13 protein-coding genes are annotated in these 19,215 nt (G+C 39.7%); 11 read left to right on the top strand and 2 right to left on the bottom strand.

Annotated elements, in window-relative coordinates; translation table 11 throughout:
- Positions 1-23: 23 nt before the first annotated feature.
- Positions 24-869, bottom strand: a complete 846-nt coding sequence (locus R2Q84_RS16115; RefSeq protein WP_316817603.1) for a helix-turn-helix domain-containing protein — start codon at positions 867-869, stop codon at positions 24-26.
- Positions 870-1,069: 200 nt separating this feature from the next.
- On the opposite strand from R2Q84_RS16115, the gene R2Q84_RS16110 reads away from it, so the two are divergent.
- Positions 1,070-1,978 carry a polysaccharide deacetylase family protein gene (locus R2Q84_RS16110; RefSeq protein WP_316817602.1) on the top strand — a complete coding sequence of 303 codons (909 nt, stop codon included), beginning with the start codon at positions 1,070-1,072 and terminating at the stop codon, positions 1,976-1,978.
- Between the two features lie 87 nt (positions 1,979-2,065).
- A complete protein-coding gene (locus R2Q84_RS16105) occupies positions 2,066-3,076 on the top strand; it encodes a zinc-binding alcohol dehydrogenase family protein (protein WP_316817601.1) in 1,011 nt (336 codons plus the stop codon).
- Between the two features lie 114 nt (positions 3,077-3,190).
- On the opposite strand, the gene R2Q84_RS16100 is transcribed toward R2Q84_RS16105, so the two are convergent.
- Positions 3,191-4,933: a hypothetical protein gene (locus tag R2Q84_RS16100; RefSeq protein ID WP_316817600.1), complete on the bottom strand. Its 1,743-nt coding sequence runs from the start codon at positions 4,931-4,933 to the stop codon at positions 3,191-3,193.
- Between the two features lie 243 nt (positions 4,934-5,176).
- Here R2Q84_RS16100 and R2Q84_RS16095 point away from each other — a divergent pair, with 243 nt between their 5' ends.
- From R2Q84_RS16095 to R2Q84_RS16055, 9 genes are all read left to right on the top strand, one after another.
- Positions 5,177-5,773, top strand: a complete 597-nt coding sequence (locus R2Q84_RS16095) for an RNA polymerase sigma-70 factor (protein ID WP_316817599.1) — start codon at positions 5,177-5,179, stop codon at positions 5,771-5,773.
- Between the two features lie 58 nt (positions 5,774-5,831).
- Positions 5,832-6,977 (top strand): FecR family protein, encoded by a 1,146-nt coding sequence (locus R2Q84_RS16090; RefSeq protein ID WP_316817598.1) that lies wholly within the window; start codon positions 5,832-5,834, stop codon positions 6,975-6,977.
- 239 nt (positions 6,978-7,216) lie between these two features.
- Entirely contained in the window at positions 7,217-10,534 is a 3,318-nt protein-coding gene (locus tag R2Q84_RS16085) for a TonB-dependent receptor (RefSeq protein WP_316817597.1), read from the top strand.
- A 23-nt stretch (positions 10,535-10,557) separates the two neighbouring features.
- Positions 10,558-12,294 (top strand): RagB/SusD family nutrient uptake outer membrane protein, encoded by a 1,737-nt coding sequence (locus R2Q84_RS16080; RefSeq protein WP_316817596.1) that lies wholly within the window; start codon positions 10,558-10,560, stop codon positions 12,292-12,294.
- A 23-nt stretch (positions 12,295-12,317) separates the two neighbouring features.
- A complete protein-coding gene (locus tag R2Q84_RS16075) occupies positions 12,318-14,696 on the top strand; it encodes an alpha-galactosidase (protein ID WP_316817595.1) in 2,379 nt (792 codons plus the stop codon).
- 212 nt (positions 14,697-14,908) lie between these two features.
- Positions 14,909-15,634 (top strand): YafY family protein, encoded by a 726-nt coding sequence (locus R2Q84_RS16070; protein WP_316817594.1) that lies wholly within the window; start codon positions 14,909-14,911, stop codon positions 15,632-15,634.
- Positions 15,635-15,685: 51 nt separating this feature from the next.
- Entirely contained in the window at positions 15,686-16,144 is a 459-nt protein-coding gene (locus tag R2Q84_RS16065) for a GyrI-like domain-containing protein (RefSeq protein ID WP_316817593.1), read from the top strand.
- A gap of 7 nt (positions 16,145-16,151) precedes the next feature.
- Positions 16,152-16,523, top strand: coding sequence for a DUF1801 domain-containing protein (locus R2Q84_RS16060; RefSeq protein ID WP_316817592.1), 372 nt, complete (start codon positions 16,152-16,154; stop codon positions 16,521-16,523).
- Positions 16,524-16,633: 110 nt separating this feature from the next.
- Positions 16,634-19,177: a hypothetical protein gene (locus R2Q84_RS16055; protein ID WP_316817591.1), complete on the top strand. Its 2,544-nt coding sequence runs from the start codon at positions 16,634-16,636 to the stop codon at positions 19,175-19,177.
- The last annotated feature ends 38 nt before the right edge of the window (positions 19,178-19,215 follow it).

Here is a 19,215-nt window from a genome sequence, read left to right as displayed (position 1 = left end):
ATTTGTATTCTGGCGTAGTTTTACTACGACTTTATAAATCCAGTAGGACTGATTTTCTTGTATTTCTTATATATTTTATTAAAATGGCTTGCATCAGTAAAACCTAATTTCGAGGCAATCTCGTTTATGTTATGGCGACCTGTTTTAAGTAATTGGTCAGCTGCTTTAAGTTTTGTTTGTATGATATGTTGTTGGATGGAAACACCGCTGTGCTTTTTTACGTAAATGCTAATGTAATTTGGCGACATAGCAAATAGTTCTGCAATATTTTCAATGCGCATTTTATCAGCATCTAGCGCATGTAAGCGAGTATATCCCAGAATTTGATTTAGTTTATCAAGTTCCATATTACTTGGGCATTGTTCTCCATGCCGGGCATTTGATTGGCTTCTTGCTACCATGATCATCACTGCTCCAAATAGTTCTAATACAATCTCCCTGCTATAAGTGCATGTTTTAGAAAATTCGCTCAACAGTATCTGTAAAAGAGAACAAATGTGTTTCTTATCTTCCTCAATGGTAATCAAAGTTCCATCTACAGCAGATGGGTTTTGTAAAAGAGTTTTAATGACTTCCATCCACTTTGCAGTTTTGCTCCCCTCCAGCTTCTCAATAAAAAGCTGTTCTGTAAATTTTACAAAAATAAAACTGGTGTTTTCTGCTATCTCGAATGAATGAGCATCTTCCGGTCTTAATAAAAAAGCATCTCCCGCATTGTAGTTAAACAATGTGTCGTTCAGTATATGATTTCCATGGCCTTTCTCTACAAAAATAAATTCATAAAAATTATGCCTGTGCGTCGGAAATTCCCATTTATCCAATTGCAATCGAAATACATTTAAGGAGTGATAGCTGTTAAAACGTTTCATGTGCAGTTGATAAATATGTACAAAAGTACAATGAAAATATACAATATGTCACGAATTTTTAATGCACAATTGAAATTTACAAATATTCAATGATTTATTACAAATTAATGCAGGTTGTTCTACACTAAATTTGTTCATGAATTTAAACTTATAAAAAAATGATCGTATCTTCTACAAGAATAATGTTGTTAACTATTAGTATGATGTTATCACTATCTACAGTTGCCCAGCTTAAAAAAGTAGCGGCAGGTAAAACCTGGCCCAATGCAGCCCGGTTAGTTATTTCTGTATCAATGCAATTTGAAACAGGAGGTCAGCCGGAGGGAGCTGAAAGTCCGTTTTCAGGTAGTCCCTTACCAAAAGGGCAGCCAGACTTACCAGCAGAAAGCTGGTTTCGTTACGGTGCAAATGAAGGTATATACAGAATGCTGGACTTATGGAAAAAATACAATATCAAAGTTACTTCTCATGTAGTAGGTGAGGCTGCGGTAAAATACCCGGAAATAGCAAAAGCGATTGCAGATGGCGGACATGAAATAGCTGCTCACGGAATGGCCTGGAGTAACCAGTGGAATATGAGTTATGGGGATGAACTTACATTTGTAAAAAAAGGGATTGATACGGTAGAATCAATTACTGGTAAAAGAGGAATTGGTTATAATGCCAATTGGTTGCGCAGAAGTCCTAATACCTTGAAGGTATTACAAGAACTCGGTTTTTTATATCATATAGATGATTTAAGTCGTGATGAACCCTTTATTACCAAAGTAAATGGAAAGAACTTTGTTGTAATGCCATATACACTTAGGAACAATGATATTGTAAATATAGAAGGCAAACACTGGAGCCCTGATCAGTTTTTGGCACAGTTGAAAATGGAATTTGACCAGCTTTATGAAGAAGGTGCTTTCAGACGAAGGATGATGTCGATTAGTTTTCATGACAGGATTGGTGGGGCCCCTGCAATGGTTAGAGCAATGGATACCTTCATTCAATATGCAAAATCTAAAAAAGGTGTGGTGTTTATGAGAAAGGATGAGATTGCTAAGATGGTTCAAAATGATCCAAAAACACCTGTTGATAATGCAGAAGAAAAGTTTAATAACTAAATAGGAGCTCCATACCTAATTGTCATTACACCTGGGGTGTTTTGCTGGAAGCTATTTTTAGAAATGAATAAATATATAAGCAAGAATATGAAAGCAATAGGATTTAAAAAATCATTACCAATAACGGAACAAGATAGTTTTATTGAATTTGAAATTGCAAAACCGATTCCCGGAGCCCAGGATTTGTTGGTGAAAATAAAGGCGGTATCAGTAAATCCGGTTGATTTTAAAATTCGTCAGAATAGTGCTGTAGATAAAATTTTGGAAACCCCTAAAATCATAGGCTGGGATGCCGTAGGAATTGTCGAGGCTGTCGGTGAAAAGGTGAGCTTATTTAAAGTTGGTGACGAAGTTTTTTATGCGGGAGATATTACCAGGCAAGGTAGTAATGCCGAATATCAGATTATTGATGAACGTATTGTTGGCAAGAAACCTTCCAGGTTATCCGATGCCCAGACTGCAGCAATGCCTTTAACTGCACTCACTGCCTGGGAAATTTTGTTCGACCGCATGCACATCAGTGATAAAGACAAAGGGAAATCCATTTTGATCATTGGCGGTGCAGGTGGTGTAGGTTCTGTTGCCATTCAGGTCGCAAAAAAACTGGCAGGCCTGCAAGTTATTACAACAGCATCCCGCCCCGAAAGTGTGGAATGGTGTAAAAAGCAGGGTGCAGACTTTGTAGTAAACCATAGGAACCTGTTAGAAGAAGTGCGCAATGCTGGTTTTCAGCAGGTAGATTTTATTGTAGATTTTGTAGATGTAAATCAATATTGGAATGCGTTTGTAGAACTGATCAAACCTCAGGGCCGTATTGGTTCGATTAGTGATCCAGCAGAGCCTGTAAATCTTCGGCAGTTGAAAGGCAAAAGCGTGAGTTTTCATTGGGAGCTGATGTTTACCCGCGCTATGTTTCAAACAGAAGATATGATCGGGCAACACCATATTTTAAATAAAATAGCAGAACTATTAGATGACGGAACGCTAAAAACAACTTTGAATGAGACACTTAAAGGCTTCACGGCAGAGCATTTTAAGCAGGCACACCAAATGCTGGAAAGTGGTAGTGCTATTGGTAAAATTGTAATTGAATATTAATTTATAAAGCAGGGAGTAAAATATTTTTACAGCTGTGGCATCCGAGATTTCGGATGCCATTGTGCTGGAAGTAAAAGAACTTGATATTTCCTATGTTCATTTGTTTAGTGCATCCTACAATAAATCAACAGGCTTCCCATTTACCTTATTATCATTAAAATCGACACCTGTTACACGCTCAAGAAGCACACGCTTCTTGTTGCGGTGGAATGCCGGATATTCTGTGTTTGTTTTGATGGTATTACCTCTGAACAAAAGTCCGTCGACAGATTTCGCATACAAGATAGGTAGATCGAAGGTTTCAAACTGGTTGTTCTGAATCTTTATACCAGAGTGAAAATATTTCTTTTGATTTGCAAGATCAGGAATTTCAGGATAGATGGAAATTACGGCAGTGGTAAACTGATACATGCTTGTTAAGGCATTTATAAACTTGTTATCGCGAATGGTAATGTCTCTGCACGATCCGGTTTCATACCAGCCATTGCTATCACCGCACAGCAATATTGCACATCCCGAAGTATGATCAAATATATTATTGGTTACAAGAGTAGGTTTTGGCGTGCTGAACAATGCACCCCTTGCCCTGTTGTTGCGAATGGTATTGCCCGTAAAAACCACTGACGGTGTCCATGTTAGATTTTCAATTCCAATTTCCAGTTTGGAAGGATCAACCGTAGGGTCCAAGGCTTTAGTAAATTCAATCCTGAATTCCTTAATCGGATCATTATTATTGGCCAATATAGGTTTAATGGATGCGATGGTATTCTTTGTGTCCCACAGCTCCATGGTTTTAGATTGTATGAACTGTACGGTGTCCTGTGTGTTTCCCCAATCAAAACCATAAGATTGCTCATGCATATATTTCGCAATCAATGTATGATCGTCGAGTCTCTTTATTATTTTAAGATACGTTCCATGGATATTAATCGCGTCGTCCATCATGCCCTCATACAAACCATTTTTAGAGATGATTTTTCCTTTGCACCCTGAAAAATGAGTTGCATCAGCTTGCGTAGTGAAATATCTTGGGTCATCTTTTCCCCTCAAACAAACACCAAAGCCATCCATATAGATGTTTTCTGTGAGCTGTGCCAAAAGTCCCATCCCTTCTGCATAATGTACCTTTACATTTTCAAAACTGATATTTTTTCCTTTGTGGATAAAAATACCTGGGGCAGGTCGATGCCAGCTCCGCATTGCGATTACTGTTCCGGGAATCAGTTTTTTATTCGTCCAGTGATGCGCCTTGATGATCCCGTGCGAAAGCTCAGTTACGCCCTTAGTGCCAACCCGGATATCGCCACTATTGAAAATGATGTGTTTAGTCGCATTTTCGAAGGCTATACCAGAGGTTGGCTGCATCTCCCATCCTTCGCCAGTGTTATAAAATGTGCTGTCTTTTATTTTATATTTTACCCACGGTGCAGTTTCATATACAATATTACCCGCGATGGTGTCATTCGTAATAACTTTTACCTGGGTAATCTGAGGTTTTTCAAAGTCGATGTTCAGGTCCTTAATTTTAATATTTTGGCTTTCAATCAATGCTAAAGGCAGCATACGTCCGTGAAACATCAGATCAGTCCCTTTACCTTTCAGGGTAACGTTGTCGAATTTCTCTATTTCTATACCTACCGTTTTAGGGTTGTCCTGATCGTGATTAGAGATGTAGTATTCCCTCTTAACAGCACCTTCGGGATAGAAATCATACCTGCCTTTTTCAAACTGTATGATCACACTCTCAAGGCCGGAAGTTTTACTTTTAATTTTTTGAAGCACTGAAGTCAGTAACGGTGTGATGTTTTCTCCTGTGTTAGGCTTGATGCCGAAAGCCGTTAATTTATATGTTTTCATTATTTTTACACTGTTTTGTGCAGTTAATGAAAAATTTAAGGCGGTGGTTAGTAAAACTAAAAATATGATTCTTCTCAAGGGGCTTAGTTTATTTGTTCAGGAAGCTAATTTACATTTTTAAACTTTCTAATAAGGCGATCGTTAATTTAAATGATCAGGTGGATTTATTTAATGGTTGTTTGAAATTAGAAAGGTGTATTCTCACTTAGATATTTTATTTACCTTGGCCGGGACATTAGGAATATGCTAGAACACAAAGTTTATGAAGATCATGAATTAACTGCTTTGTTGAAAGCAGATCATCAGGTCGCGCTTAAACATATTTATGAAAAATACTGGAAGCGCCTGTATCTTTCTGCTTATTCTGTTCTTAAAGATAATGAACAGTCAAAAGATATTGTTCAGGACGTACTTTTACAGTTGTGGGTCCGGAAAAATGAGGTTAAAATAGAAAAGCTAAGTTCCTATCTTTTTACTGCAGTTCGCTATAAGGTGTTGTCATATGTCAGGTCGGCAGATCACCGTAAGGTGTTTGTAGAAGAAGGGGAACTAGAACAATTAGCTGGGGTACAGGAATCCCACAACAACTTAGACATAAACGATATCAATAATATCCTGGAAGCAGGGATTGCGGCTTTGCCTGAGCGCTGTAGGGAGGTTTTTATGCTTAGTCGCAAAGAATTACTCAGTAATAAAGAGATCGCGGAACGCATGGGGATAACGGTAAAGGCAGTGGAATCTCAAATGACTATCGCCTTAAAGCAATTGAAGGCTAAAATGGGTGATTTTTTCTTTCTTGCGTTGATTATTGCGCTGATTATATCCATGATGAAAAAATAATTTCATTTCTTACTGGGGTTAAGAGCTTTTATATAGACTTATCTATACACAACAGCTTATGACCAATAAAGAATTTAGAGATCTGGCCAACAAATGTGAGGAAGGAACGGCAACAATAGAAGAAAAGAAACGCTTTGATAAAGTTTACAACCTATTAAGTCACCGTTATCCAGCTTGGGACGAGACATTAATGCAGGATGAAGAAATAGTTAAGGATAGTATTTTTTCTTCCCTGATTAACGACGTTCAGCAATTTGAAAAGAGAAAGAAACACTCACGACTATATAAATACGTTGGGGTTGCTGCAAGCATTCTGATTTTGGGAATTGCGATTTTTTATATGAATCGTGTCAAAGAAGTTAAGCCTCCTGCTTCCCTATACGCTAATGATGTTGCTCCCGGTGGCAATAAGGCCTTCCTGGTTTTGGGTAATGGAAAAAGATTGGTCTTGGCAAACCTCGCAAATGGAACCATAGCCAGGCAGGCTGGGGTTAGAATTACGAAAAGAGAAAGTGGACAGTTGGTTTATGACATAGATGGATATGATCCTATGGGTCAGACCAATGTATACAATACGATAGAAACGCCTAAAGGAGGTCAATATCAGGTACACTTGCCAGATGGTACAGCTGTTTGGCTTAATTCGGCTTCAAGTCTCAAATACCCTGTAAACTTTTCCGCATTTAAGGAAAGAGGAGTGGAGCTAAAGGGAGAAGCTTATTTCGAAGTCGCTAAGGATCAAAAACATCCGTTTATCGTAAAGTCTGATCAGCAGGTAGTAAAAGTTCTGGGGACACATTTTAACGTCAATACCTATGCAGATGAGCCGTCGGTTAAAACAACCTTATTGGAAGGTAGTGTAAAAGTAAGTAGCGCCAATATGACGGAACGAACGCTTAAACCCGGACAACAGGCAGACTTAACCAATAGTGGAGCGCTCAACGTTTTTAATGTGGATACGGAACTTTCGGTTGCATGGAAAAACAAACAATTTATGTTCGAAAGTGAAAAGATTGAGACGGTTATGAGGATGATTGAACGTTGGTATGATGTAGATGTTGAATACACAGGAGAAAAGACAGAAGAAAGGTTCGGTGGGGCCGTTTCCAGATTTGATCATGTTTCTAAAGTTTTGAAATCTCTGGAAAGTACAGGGAAAGTCCATTTCAGAGTTCAGGGACGAAAAATATATGTTTCTAAGTAAACAGCCCTCAAATAATGATAATTAACCAAATAAATTACTAAAACGAAGAACGATGAAGAAATACTTACGACAGAAAAGCTAAGGCTACAAGAAGATATGGCGAACATCATATAAAAAACCAGAAGCGCAACTAACGCTCCTGGTTAAGTGTTTGGCCCACGTAAATTAATTAATTGTTAAAGCAGAAGCCCAAAGATTCGAAGCAAGAGGCAACTGCATAAAACCAAACTATAAACCAAATGTATAAAAAATATACTACTAAACGTGGTATGGGGAGCGCTCATGCCGTTAAAATACTGCGAATTATGCGATTAACCACCGCAATATTAATTGCTACGTTTATGCAGGTTAGTGCCTCTGGCCTTGCACAAAGAATCACCTTATCCAGATCTAATACATCTTTAAAAGATGTATTAAGAGAAATAAGAAAGCAAAGTGGCTATAATTTTCTTTATACCGATAATATCCTTAAGAAGGCCAGGCCAGTTAATGTCAAGCTTAAGGAAATCAAAATTGAGGAAGCCCTCAAACAGATATTTGAGAATCAGTTTTTAACCTACAGCATTAATGAAAATACCGTCACCATCCGGGAGAAGGAAATTTTCTATACCGCTGGTAATGGCATAATAAGGAGGGAAACGATTAAAGGGGAGGTTCTGGACGAGCTGGGTAAACCAATACCAGGCGTAAATATTCTGGTTAAAGGGACTAATAAAGGTACATCTACGGATTCGAAAGGAACCTTTTCCATTGTGCTGGCCACAGGAGAAGAAGAATTGATCATTTCAGCTATTGGTTATATCAGTCAGACGATTGTGGTTGGAAAGGAAACAAGCCTCCATATCGTACTTAAAGAGGAGACTTCCAGATTAGAAGAAGTCGTAGTAGTCGGTTATGGTACACAAAAAAGAAGAGATTTATCTACTGCTGTATCCAGTGTTGGTAGCAAGGAAATACTGGAAAGTAAATCGTTTTCTGTATCTAATTCTCTGGCAGGACGGGTACCTGGTTTAATTGTGAACCAACGTAATTCCAGACCAGGCAATGATGAAGCTTCTATATTTATTCGCGGGGCAAGCACCACAGGAAATGCATCAGCATTAATTGTGGTTGATGGCGTGGCCAACCGTGACGGAATCTCTAGAATTGATCCTAGTGACATAGAGTCTATTTCCGTATTGAAAGATGCTTCGGCTGCTATTTATGGAGCTCAATCTGCCAATGGTGTTGTCCTCATTACCACTAAACGAGGAAAAACAGGGAAACCTTCGGTTAATTACTCTTTCAATCATGGTATAGTTAGCCCAACACGCTATATGAAAATGAGTAACGCAGCCGATTACGTAAAGGGAATAAACGATTTGGACAGACAGGCTGGTAGACCCCTTACTTACACAACACAACAACTTTCCGATTATGCCAACGGTGTTTTGCCGAGCACAGATTGGTTGAGAGCAACACAAAAATCAAGTTTTAATCAAGATAGGCATAACCTAAGTGTTAGTGGAGGAACTGAAGCGGTAAAGTATTTCTTATCGCTCGGAATGGGAACACAAGGTACTATAAATGTGGGAGATAAAACCTCAAAATATGCTCAATATAATTTCAGATCCAATATTGATGCGCAGGTTTCAAAAAACTTTAGCGTAGGACTTGATGTTGCCGGGAGAAAACAGAATAGGAATTTTCTTGGTGTTAATGACGGAGCATTGTTTAGTTGGAGCGTTTTGGGACCACCTGTTTTGCCTGCAACAATTTTGGGCGGTTATCCAGCAGCAGGAAGAGGAAACAACAATCCTCTTGGCGTTGTTACGGGAGAGTCTTACGATAAAACAGAAAATTTCTTGTTTAATGGAACATTAAAGGCTAAATACAAAATACCAGGTGTAGAAGGTCTATCTATTGACGGTTTTTTTGCAATAGATCAGGGACAGAATTTTCAAAAAGTGTGGCAACAACCCTGGACTTTTTATGTGGAAGAAAACGGGGTTGCGGTACCACGTACTCGCCCCAATCCTGCTTCACTTTCAGAAGGCGTTTCCAAAAGCCAATCCATTACAAAAAATGCAAAGCTGAATTACGAAAGGGAGTTTGATAAACATACTATCTCTGCATTTGTTTCCTTTGAACAAAATGAAAGCAATAGTCAAAATTTCTCGGCATCCAGAGTGGGGTTTGCATCATCGGCAATTGATCAACTTTTTGCAGGTAGTCCGATAAAAGATAACCAGAGTAATAATGGTACTGCAGGCGATGGTGCCCGTCAGAACTACCTTGGCCGCATATCTTATGCTTACAATAAAAAGTACCTGGCACAGTTTTACGTTGGGATTAACGGCTCACAAATTTTTCCTAAAGGACAGCGTTTTGGTAATTTTCCAGGTGGTTCCCTGGGTTGGGTAATGTCAGAAGAAAGTTTTATGAAAGACATTTCGTTGGTGAATGCTTTGAAAATAAGAGCTTCTTATGGTTTACTTGGAAATGATCGGGTACTTCAGTATCAGTACTTAAATGTGTACAACTTTGGCAGCGGCTATGTGTTCGATGGTAAAGATGTTTCCACTTTAAACCCTGGTGTTGCTGCAAATCCATACATTACCTGGGAAAAGAAAAAAAGTTTTGACATCGGTTTAGATGCGACCATACTGAACAATTCCCTCTCCTTTACCGTTGATTATTTTAAAAGTAGAACCTCAGATATACTTGCCAAAAGAAATGCAACGGTACCAAACTATACAGGACTTTTATTACCTAATGAAAATATAGGGATTGTAGATAATGCCGGTATTGATGGCGAAATAAATTATACGAAAACTTTCGGTGGTCTGCGTTTTAATGTAGGAGGTAATTTTACTTATGCCAAAAACAAAGTTGTGTTTGTTGACGAAGTGCCGCCGGTAGTCCCGTATCAGAATACTACAGGGAGGCCACTAGGAACACAGTTTTTATATAAGGTTATCGGCGTGTACAGAACAGCCGACGATTTAAGTAAATACCCTGGTTTGGACGGTAAAAGGCTGGGAGATCTTATTTATGAAGATGTAAGTGGCGATGGGAAAGTAAATGGAGATGACAGATATCCAATAGAACGGAATGCTACCCCACAAATTCAGTATGGATTTAACCTGGGATTTCAGTATGCCCAGTTTGATTTCAGTGCGCAGCTTCAGGGACAGGCGCGTGCGGTTCAGTACTTTGGTTACTTGTTCGATAATAGCAATAATGCGCCGGAATATTTCGTAAAAAATGCATGGACCCCCGAGAATGTAAATGCGCCATTGCCAAGCATAGGCAGAAGTGCAGCAAACAATGATCTTTTCCTCAGAGATGTTTCTTTCCTGAGGTTAAAGAATATTGAGCTCGGTTATACTTTCTCCAAAGACTTACTTTCCAAAATAGGCCTTCAATCGTCCAGGTTATTTGTGAATGGTTATAACCTGCTAACGTTTGATAAACTTAAAAAAGATGGATTGGGAGATCCTGAAATTGTTGATTCAAGAGGTTTCGTATTTCCTCAAACAAAGATCATTTCGTTTGGATTAAACGCAACTTTTTAGTCTTACTTAAAATTATGATAATCATGAAACGCACATATATATATTCATTTTTAATAGGTGGAAGGAATTCTCTTTCAGCCATTTTATTAGCTGCTGCTCTCCTTGCAGGATGCAGTAAAGCATTGGACCTCGAACCTTTAGATTCATTCAGCGAGAAAAGTATTTTTAGCGATGCCGCGACTTTGAACCTTTTTGTAAATGGAACCTATAGATACCTTAGACAACCTTTTAGTGCTGATGATGGCCTTACAGAAGGGATGACGGATAATGCATACGCAAGATATGTCGGTGGCCAGTTGGCTTATACTGCCGGGGAGATAGTTAGAGATAACGGGGAGGGAATGACACGGGGGCTGTGGAACAATGCCTTTACGGCTATAAGACGGACAAATTCGTTTTTAGAACAGGCGGCTACCAGTAAAATAGATGCTAGCATCCTAACCAGTCTTGGTGCCGAAATGAGGTTTATAAGAGCATTCGAATATTTCGATCTGATGAAGTTTTACGGTGGAGTACCCATTATTACCAATACTTTCCAGCTTGATGCTAAAACTTTTGATGTATCCAGAAACAGTATCGAAGAAGTTACCGCATTTATTGTAAAGGAATGTGATGAAATAATAACCGTTTTGCCAGGTTTTGCAAGCGCTCCAAAAGGAAAGGCAACCAAAGAGGCCGCAATGGCTTTAAAGGCGAGAACTTTGCTATATGCGGCTAGTGCTTTATTTAATCCATCTAACGATCAAAATAAATGGATCGCGGCCAGAGATGCCAATAAAGCTGTAATGAATTTGCCAGGTTTTAATATGATCAGCAATGGTAGTGATGCGGACTATTACAATACTTTTAATGGTAAAAACCAAACGGAAATTATATTTGCACGTTATTTCACTCCGGCCAACTCACAGTCGGAGAATACTGCCGGAGAAGGCGCCAATTTTTGGCTTTATCCCAACTCGATGAATGCCTGGTCGGGAGTAGCCCCAACACAGGATATCGTCGATAGCTATGAAATGATGAATGGTAAGTTACCTTTGGAAGCCGGTTCTGGTTATGATCCACAGAATCCTTATGTAAATAGGGACCCACGGTTTTATGCAAATTTTATGTTCAACGGAGCCATATTCTACGACCCGCATACTACAAAAATGACTCGCGCACTTCAGTACTATCGTGATAAAAATAACCCTTCCAACCCGGCATTGAATGGGCACGAATCCCGGGGGGCTGCTTTTTATGCAGATGGAGCTTCTCCTACCAGCTATAATTTTAAGAAATACACAGTGGAGGGACTTGAATCCAGAAGTATTGGTAGCGTTACTCAAGTTAATCCTTGGATCTATTTTCGTAAAACCGAATTTTATTTGAACTATGCCGAATGCGAAATTGCGCTTGGCAATGAAGGCCCTGCTAGAATAGCAATAAATGCTGTTCGTAGTAAAATTGCCGGTTTAATTCCGGTAACTGAAAGCGGGGATGCACTGCTTGTCAGATATAGAAGAGAAAGAAGAGTTGAGTTGGTACTTGAAGATCACAGGCTGCATGACATCAGGCGGTGGAAAACAGGCCCCGAAGCGCTAAACAAACCAGTAATGGGTGTAGATATATACAAAAATGGATCGGTTATGGAATATAACTACAATTTTGTTGTAGATCAGAATCGCAGGTGGGTTGATAAAATGTACTGGGCACCTATTCCTTACAGCGAAATTCAGCGTAGCCATAATAAACTAACCCAAAATCCCGGGTACCAACCTTAATGAAATAAAATTTATAAAAATATATGAAGAAGCTATTTGTAATTACAATGGCACTCCTCACTTTTTCGGTGACTAGTGCGTATCCGGTATCAATAAAATACATCGGGAGGGACAATGTTGTCCCTCCTGTTACAAAGAACAGTATAAGTAATCAGCTTTTAACGGTGATATACAATCCCGCAGTTAAAGGATTTGAAGTAAGAGCTAAATCAGCTAAAAAGACATTCCTGAAAAATGTGGTTCCAAACGGCGTCATTAAAACTGTGGAGCAGAAAAAAGTGGTTAGTACTGCTTTTGGTAACGGTGCGGCATTGTTAGTAACAACAACTGATGGGAATTTATTTTCATTTGCACTTTATCCCCAACAGCCTTTTCTTTTTATAAGCCAGACTATAAAAAATGCTGGCAACAGCGATGTCGATATTCCAAAACTTATCCCCGTTTCTTTCAGTGTTGACCTCGGGAAGCCCGCAAATCAATTGAAAACCATAGGCACTGGTGGATTGCTTGCACCCGATAAAAATCCAGGTAGTTATGTTTTCCTGACAACGGTTGATCCTGAATCCCGTAATGGTGTGGTAGCAGGTTGGATTACCAACGAAAAAGGTAGTGGTGTGCTTTTCTCAAATATTGAGAATAACTTAGTTAAAATAAAGGCACAGATAGATTATGGGCACTTTCTTTTGCCTGCCGGAAAAAGTGAAGCTGTAGAGACAATGATAGTAGGTTATTTTGATGATGCTCGTTTAGGTGAAGAACAATTTGCAGATGCTGTGGCAAAGGAACAAAATATTAAGCTGAAGGCACGTAGTGCGGTTTATTGTACATGGTATTCCGAAAAAAACGGTGGTGCCGGTAGTGAAGCTTCTAATATTGAATTGGCGAAATTTATTGAAGAAAAGAATCTAAAATCGTTTGGGTTAGGCGTAATTCAAATAGATGACGAATGGCAGGCAGGTGGTAAATTCAATGGGCCCCGTCGTGGTTTTGATCGGGTGGATCCAAAAGGTGGCTACCCCAATGGGATGTCTGGTTCTGCAAAAGCACTTAAAGCGGCTGGTTTAGGAAATGGAATCTGGTGGATGCCCTTCGCCCGTAATTATCAGGATCCCGAATACAAAGACCGTCAGCACTGGTTTGCGAAGCATACAAATGGTAAGCCTTTCGATACAAACTGGGGCGGAACCTCTCTTGATCTTACTCAACCTGAAGTGCAAACCCATATCGCTGATCTTGCCAAAACCATGAAAAACTGGGGTTATGATTATTTTAAAATGGATGGACTTTTTACAGGAACAGTTACCAAGCTGGTTTATATTAATGATGGTTACAAAAACGACAGTATTGGTAATTCAAAACCCTTGTTCAACCCACTTAAAACTCAAATTGAAGCTTATAGAGATGGTTTGAGGATTATAAGGAAAGCAGTTGGTGAGGATGTGTTTTTTTCTGGATGTAGCGCAAGTCAGAATATGCGCTCATTTGGAGCTTCAATTGGCTTAGTCAATTCCATGCGCATTGGGCCCGATTTTAATCATGATGGGCAAACCATTCGCACAGGTGTAATTCGCGCCTCCAGACTCTACTTCATGAACGGTAAGATTTGGTGGAATGATCCTGATCCATCTATGCTTAGGGAAAAGGGGTTGTCAACCGCAGATCCGGGTGCTGGTGGAATTGGTAGTTTGACAAGAGCCAGGTTGCTACCTTCGTTTGTTGCAATTACAAGCCAGTTCTTTCTGAGCAGCGATTGGCTTCCTGATTTACCGGAGGAACGACTTGATATTATGAAACGCTGTATGGCCTCTCATGAAGGCATAGCCCGGCCTGTGGACTTGTTTGATAAATTTTTACCATCTATCTGGCGTGCATCAGATAAAAAAACAGGGACGGAACGAAATGTAATTGGTTTATTTAATTGGGAAACTACCACTCATAAAATAAGTACCACACTGGATTGGGCAGGATTGAATAGTAAAAAAACGTATTATGCATTTGATTTTTGGGCGAATAAGCCGATGGAGAATATCTCCGGTGCCATCTCAGAGGAGTTGCCTGCAGAATCATGTAAAATGATTGCTGTTCGTGCCCGAACCAATCATCCAGTGGTGGTTTCTACTTCGCAACACGTAACCCAGGGAATGATCGACTTGCTTAAGGAAGACTGGAAAGCCGGGGTATTAACAGGAACCAGCAAAATAATTGGTGGAGACACTTATGAGTTGCGTATTGCGGGTTTAAATGATGGCGCAGCCTGGAAGGTAGATAAAGCAAAATTAATTGGGGATGCAAAAAATGTAACTATTGATATTTTACCTCAAACAGAAAAGGGATGGTTGAGAGTTGTGATCAAAGCCCGGGAAAACCAGGTGATTAACTGGCAGATCTCTTTTAAAAAGTAAAATCTGTAAAGGTTCTCAACATAAGTTGATCACAAATGCTTGGTCTGGAGAGCAGGTGAGGCGGGCGCAAAGCCCGCCTTTTTTATGATAGTGAAGTCCAATGTGTAAAATCGTCATTAGTGTAAATTAATCGACCCGTTGTTTTATTATATTTGAGTTGATTGTAGTTATAGTTATGAACTGGCTCAAAATGTAACGACAGAAAACGACTGATGAACGACAATAAAGACACAAAACGACTTTCACGATTAACCGCAATTCTAACACAGCTGCAAACAAAACGGCTTTTAACTGCTTCCGAACTTGCAACCAAATTTTCGGTGAGCAACAGGACAATTTATCGGGACGTAAAGGCATTAGAACAAGCCGGTATACCCATTTTTGCAGAAGAAGGGAAAGGTTATACCTTAATGGAGGGTTATACTGTCCCACCTGTAATGTTTACCGAAAGCGAAGCCAATGCATTGATCACTGCGGAGCAACTCATACTTAAAAATAAAGATGCTTCGTTCGTAAAAGAATACACTGAAGCCATCAATAAAATAAAATCTGTTTTACGTAGCAATACGAAAGATAAAGCTAACCTGCTTTCCAGCCGCATTGTGTTTAGACAGGGGACCGATAATGATAAAACCAGTGATTACCTCTCAACCTTACAGTTGGCTCTGACAAATTTTAATCTTGTTAAAATAAAGTATCATTCACCGGAAACGAAACAAACGACTGACAGGACTATTGAGCCATTTGCACTTTATAGTACACAAGACAATTGGATACTTATTGCCTTTTGCCGACTGCGAAAAGATTTCAGGTCCTTCCGTTTGGATAGAATACAAAATCTAAACACTTTGACAGACAGGTTTGAACCTCATAAAATGACGCTGCAGGAGTATTTTGAAATTTGCAAAGCGAAATATTTATCTAAACCCTTGACATAAGGCTGTCGCATTGCCATTTTAATTTTGTAGTTCATCAAAAAAAATAAAAAAATGAACAGTTTAAAAATAGAGCCTTTTAAAGTAATTGGGATTTCAGTAAGAACCACAAATGAAAACGGGCAGGCAGGAACAGATATCTCAAATTTGTGGGCCAGGTTTATGCAAGAGAAAATCATGGAAGCTATTCCCAACAAAATTGATAATACTGTATATTCGATCTATACTGATTATGAAAAAGACCATACAAGACCTTACACTACGATATTAGGTTGTAAAGTAGAAAGCTTAAATGATATTCCTGATGGAATGACCGGAAAATCATTTGACGGTGGAAACTATGTGAAGTTATCCGCAAAAGGAGATTTGATGGAAGGACTGATTATCAATAAATGGATTGAAATCTGGGGAATGGATTTAGACAGAGCGTTTACTGCAGACCTGGAAGTTTTTGGAGAAAAAGCTCAAAATCCTGCAAATGCAGAGATAGACTTTTTAATAGCCGTAAAATAAGAAATCAATGTTAAACGACCTTCATAACTACTATCTGAACAAAGACGAGCCCAACAAAAGTTGTTTGCTCGCATTGCGAAGTATTATACTTGAGCAGGATACAGAGGTCACCGAAACACAGAAGTGGGGCATGCCCTGCTTCTGCTATAAAAAAAAAATGTTTTGCTATTTATGGACTGATAAAAAAACAGGCGGTCCATATATCCTTATGGTAGAAGGGAAATACCTTGACCATCCCAAACTTGAACAAGGCGATCGTTCCAGGATGAAGATTTTTAGAGTTAACCCAAACATAGATCTGCCTGTAAAGACAATTGAAAACATCCTGCAAAAAGCATTGGACTTATATAGGAAAGGAATCATCATAATCAAAGCATGACACAGCCAGTGTCTTTGCCAAAATTCTTTAATGAAATGTTAGTAGCGTAAAATGATCGTATGTTCGTAATGGCGTTATTTGTTTAAACCAAATACTAAGCTATCACTATCATGATCAGGAAATTACTCATCGTATTACTTTGTTTACCGTTCAGTATTTATGCTCAGCAAATCATTTTAAAAAACGATAAAATAGCACGGACCTTAAAGTTTGATGGGAAAGGATGGCGAACCCAAAAATTTTCAAACCTGCAGGGAAATAAAACACTGATAGTGAATAGCGACGAATTCTCTATTCTGCCACTTAACAGCAATAAAATATATACCATTAACGATTTCAGAGTAGTAGCAAAGCCGGTTTTAAAAACACTTAAGGATACTGTTTCCCTTAGTATTGTTTATGAACCCTTACCTGTAAACAAAGGTAAAGATGCGGTACCGCAAAAGTTAACCATTAAGTATTATCTGTTGAAAGGGCAGTCTTTTAGTCGAAAAGAACTGACCTTGGAATATGCAAGTCCAGCTACGGTAGACCGCCTGGAGGTAGAACGTTTTACAACAGATCAGCAGGCAATTGGTGGCGGACGTGGGGAACCTGTGTTTGTAAACCAGCTATGGTATTTCGGTCTGGAATATCCTGCTGGCTATAGCCGGCATACCGACGGCAATACGCCACAAGACTATAGCCGGCATTATGAGAAAGTAGGTAACTACAGTTTTATTGACCTTGATGGAAGAGATATTGAACCACAGGCCAGAAAGGGATTGTTGCGCTTAATGCATTTTCCAGGGTTTGCTGTTCAGCATGGTTCAAAATATAAGCTTGTGAGCAAGACTGCAGTTGCCGGGACGACTGTAAAACAGGAAGATGTAGAGCTGGCATTCATGGACTACCTGGCTACAATATGGAAAGCCCCACGTTCGTTCCTGCATTTTAATAACTGGTTTGAGCCGCAGGCTAAGGACTTAAAAGGCGACGGATTACTAAATATATGGCGCGCATTCAAAACCGCAATAAGTCCGTATGGGGTAAAAATGGACGCCATGGTGGCCGATGATGGTTGGCAGGACAGAAAGTCTATCTGGGAACCAACACCTAAATATTTTCCCAATGGTTATAAAGATGTGAAGGCATTGAGTGATAAACTAAATGACGAAGGTGTAGGGTTTGGGTTGTGGCTGTCACTTAACGGTTATACCAATAATATTGATTGGGGCGTTGAAAATGGATATAAAGAAGCAGTCCGGAATGATTACTTCAAAAGGTACGGAAGAAACTACAGTATTTCCGCAACCAAATACAAAGAAGAAGTATTGAAAAAGATTCCGCAGATTGCCAAAGAAACCAACACAATTTATTACAAGCACGACTTTAATGTGCTTAGCGATATGGGCGAAGGGAATAATCATCCGGCAACAGACCGCCACGGTCATGAGGCAACATTGGATGCAACGCTTGAAGTACTGACAGCTACCCGTAAAATGAACCCTGGTATTTATCAGAACATGACCAACTGGATCTGGTTCTCACCCTGGTGGTTAAAATATTCGGATTACCTCTGGATGCTTGCCGGAGATGACGGTACGAATGGTAACTGGGCCGAAATTTCGACCAGAACAATGGGGTCGACAGATCGGGATACATACATCTGGCGGATGTATGGTAACCCGGCAGACAGACCATTGATCCCCATATCAAGATTGATGACACATGGTATCATCAAAACGAGTACAGGAATGATGGAAAGCAAGGAAGACAACCTGCAGGATTGGGCAGAATATGTACTGATGCACTATGGACGGGGTACTTTGTTAAAGGAATGGTACATCTCTCCATCAGTAATGAAACCTGATGACTGGAAGGTACTTTGCACTGTTGATGGCTGGGCGAAAAAGAACCGCGCAATGCTGACCAATACAGTCTTTGTCGGTGGAAGACCTGATGATGGCAAAGCTTATGGCTATGTAGGATGGGAAGGTGATAAAGGTGTGCTGATTGCCCGGAATACCGCTGCGGTTACACAAAAACTTATTGTCCCGTTCGATCATACTGTGGGATATAAGGGAGGAAGTCAGGAAGCTTATCGTGCCAACGTGGTATTCCCATACCAGGCAGCGTATCCGCTGGCATTTGTTTCAGGTAAGGATATGGTGATTGAAATACCAGGCTATGCTACCCTGGCATTTGAGTTCGAGAAAGGTAAGCCATCCGGAGCTCCTGTTGCTGCGCTGTCAGACCTAAAGTTCACTACAGACAAAGCGGACAATAATTTGCCTGCGACTACATTGATGGTACCAGGTGATGTAAAGGGACGTTGCGATTTGCTGGTTATAGGTTATCCCGAAAGTCCGGCGATAAAGATAAACGGAGAGCTGCTCAAACCAAGCAGAAGCAATAAATCGAAATTGAATGCCTTTGCCAGCTATGCCAAATCGGGTATGATCAATGACAAAGCACAGGCATGGACAATGCATGCTTTTAATTTGTTACCCTATGCCGGAAAGGAAATTAAAATTGAATACGATAAAAATTCAGGCTTCGAAGCACATATCCTGGCAGAAAGAACAGTGAGCACACAGCCGGCAAAAAATGCAAATGATATGTTGTGGGCAATGACAAATGATACCAGAAGACAAACGGTAAAGATGTTCTAAGGGGAGTTTTATCGTGATTGCTATGCAGTCTGTACAGA

The sequence above is a fragment of the Pedobacter nyackensis genome (assembly GCF_032678475.1).
Classification (GTDB): domain Bacteria; phylum Bacteroidota; class Bacteroidia; order Sphingobacteriales; family Sphingobacteriaceae; genus Pedobacter; species Pedobacter nyackensis_A.
The sequence above is the reverse complement of the archived record's forward strand: the minus strand, read 5'-3'. Positions and strand labels throughout refer to the sequence as shown.

What these genes read in the sequence shown, in the direction of transcription:
- R2Q84_RS16060 (WP_316817592.1), top strand. Translation starts at nt 16,152, where the DNA reads ATGTTAAACGACCTTCATAACTACTATCTGAACAAAGACGAGCCCAAC.
- R2Q84_RS16085 (WP_316817597.1), top strand. Translation starts at nt 7,217, where the DNA reads ATGTATAAAAAATATACTACTAAACGTGGTATGGGGAGCGCTCATGCC.
- R2Q84_RS16055 (WP_316817591.1), top strand. Translation starts at nt 16,634, where the DNA reads ATGATCAGGAAATTACTCATCGTATTACTTTGTTTACCGTTCAGTATT.
- R2Q84_RS16065 (WP_316817593.1), top strand. Translation starts at nt 15,686, where the DNA reads ATGAACAGTTTAAAAATAGAGCCTTTTAAAGTAATTGGGATTTCAGTA.
- R2Q84_RS16105 (WP_316817601.1), top strand. Translation starts at nt 2,066, where the DNA reads ATGAAAGCAATAGGATTTAAAAAATCATTACCAATAACGGAACAAGAT.
- R2Q84_RS16110 (WP_316817602.1), top strand. Translation starts at nt 1,070, where the DNA reads ATGATGTTATCACTATCTACAGTTGCCCAGCTTAAAAAAGTAGCGGCA.
- R2Q84_RS16100 (WP_316817600.1), bottom strand. Translation starts at nt 4,933, where the DNA reads ATGAAAACATATAAATTAACGGCTTTCGGCATCAAGCCTAACACAGGA.
- R2Q84_RS16090 (WP_316817598.1), top strand. Translation starts at nt 5,832, where the DNA reads ATGACCAATAAAGAATTTAGAGATCTGGCCAACAAATGTGAGGAAGGA.
- R2Q84_RS16115 (WP_316817603.1), bottom strand. Translation starts at nt 869, where the DNA reads ATGAAACGTTTTAACAGCTATCACTCCTTAAATGTATTTCGATTGCAA.
- R2Q84_RS16070 (WP_316817594.1), top strand. Translation starts at nt 14,909, where the DNA reads ATGAACGACAATAAAGACACAAAACGACTTTCACGATTAACCGCAATT.
- R2Q84_RS16075 (WP_316817595.1), top strand. Translation starts at nt 12,318, where the DNA reads ATGAAGAAGCTATTTGTAATTACAATGGCACTCCTCACTTTTTCGGTG.
- R2Q84_RS16095 (WP_316817599.1), top strand. Translation starts at nt 5,177, where the DNA reads ATGCTAGAACACAAAGTTTATGAAGATCATGAATTAACTGCTTTGTTG.
- R2Q84_RS16080 (WP_316817596.1), top strand. Translation starts at nt 10,558, where the DNA reads ATGAAACGCACATATATATATTCATTTTTAATAGGTGGAAGGAATTCT.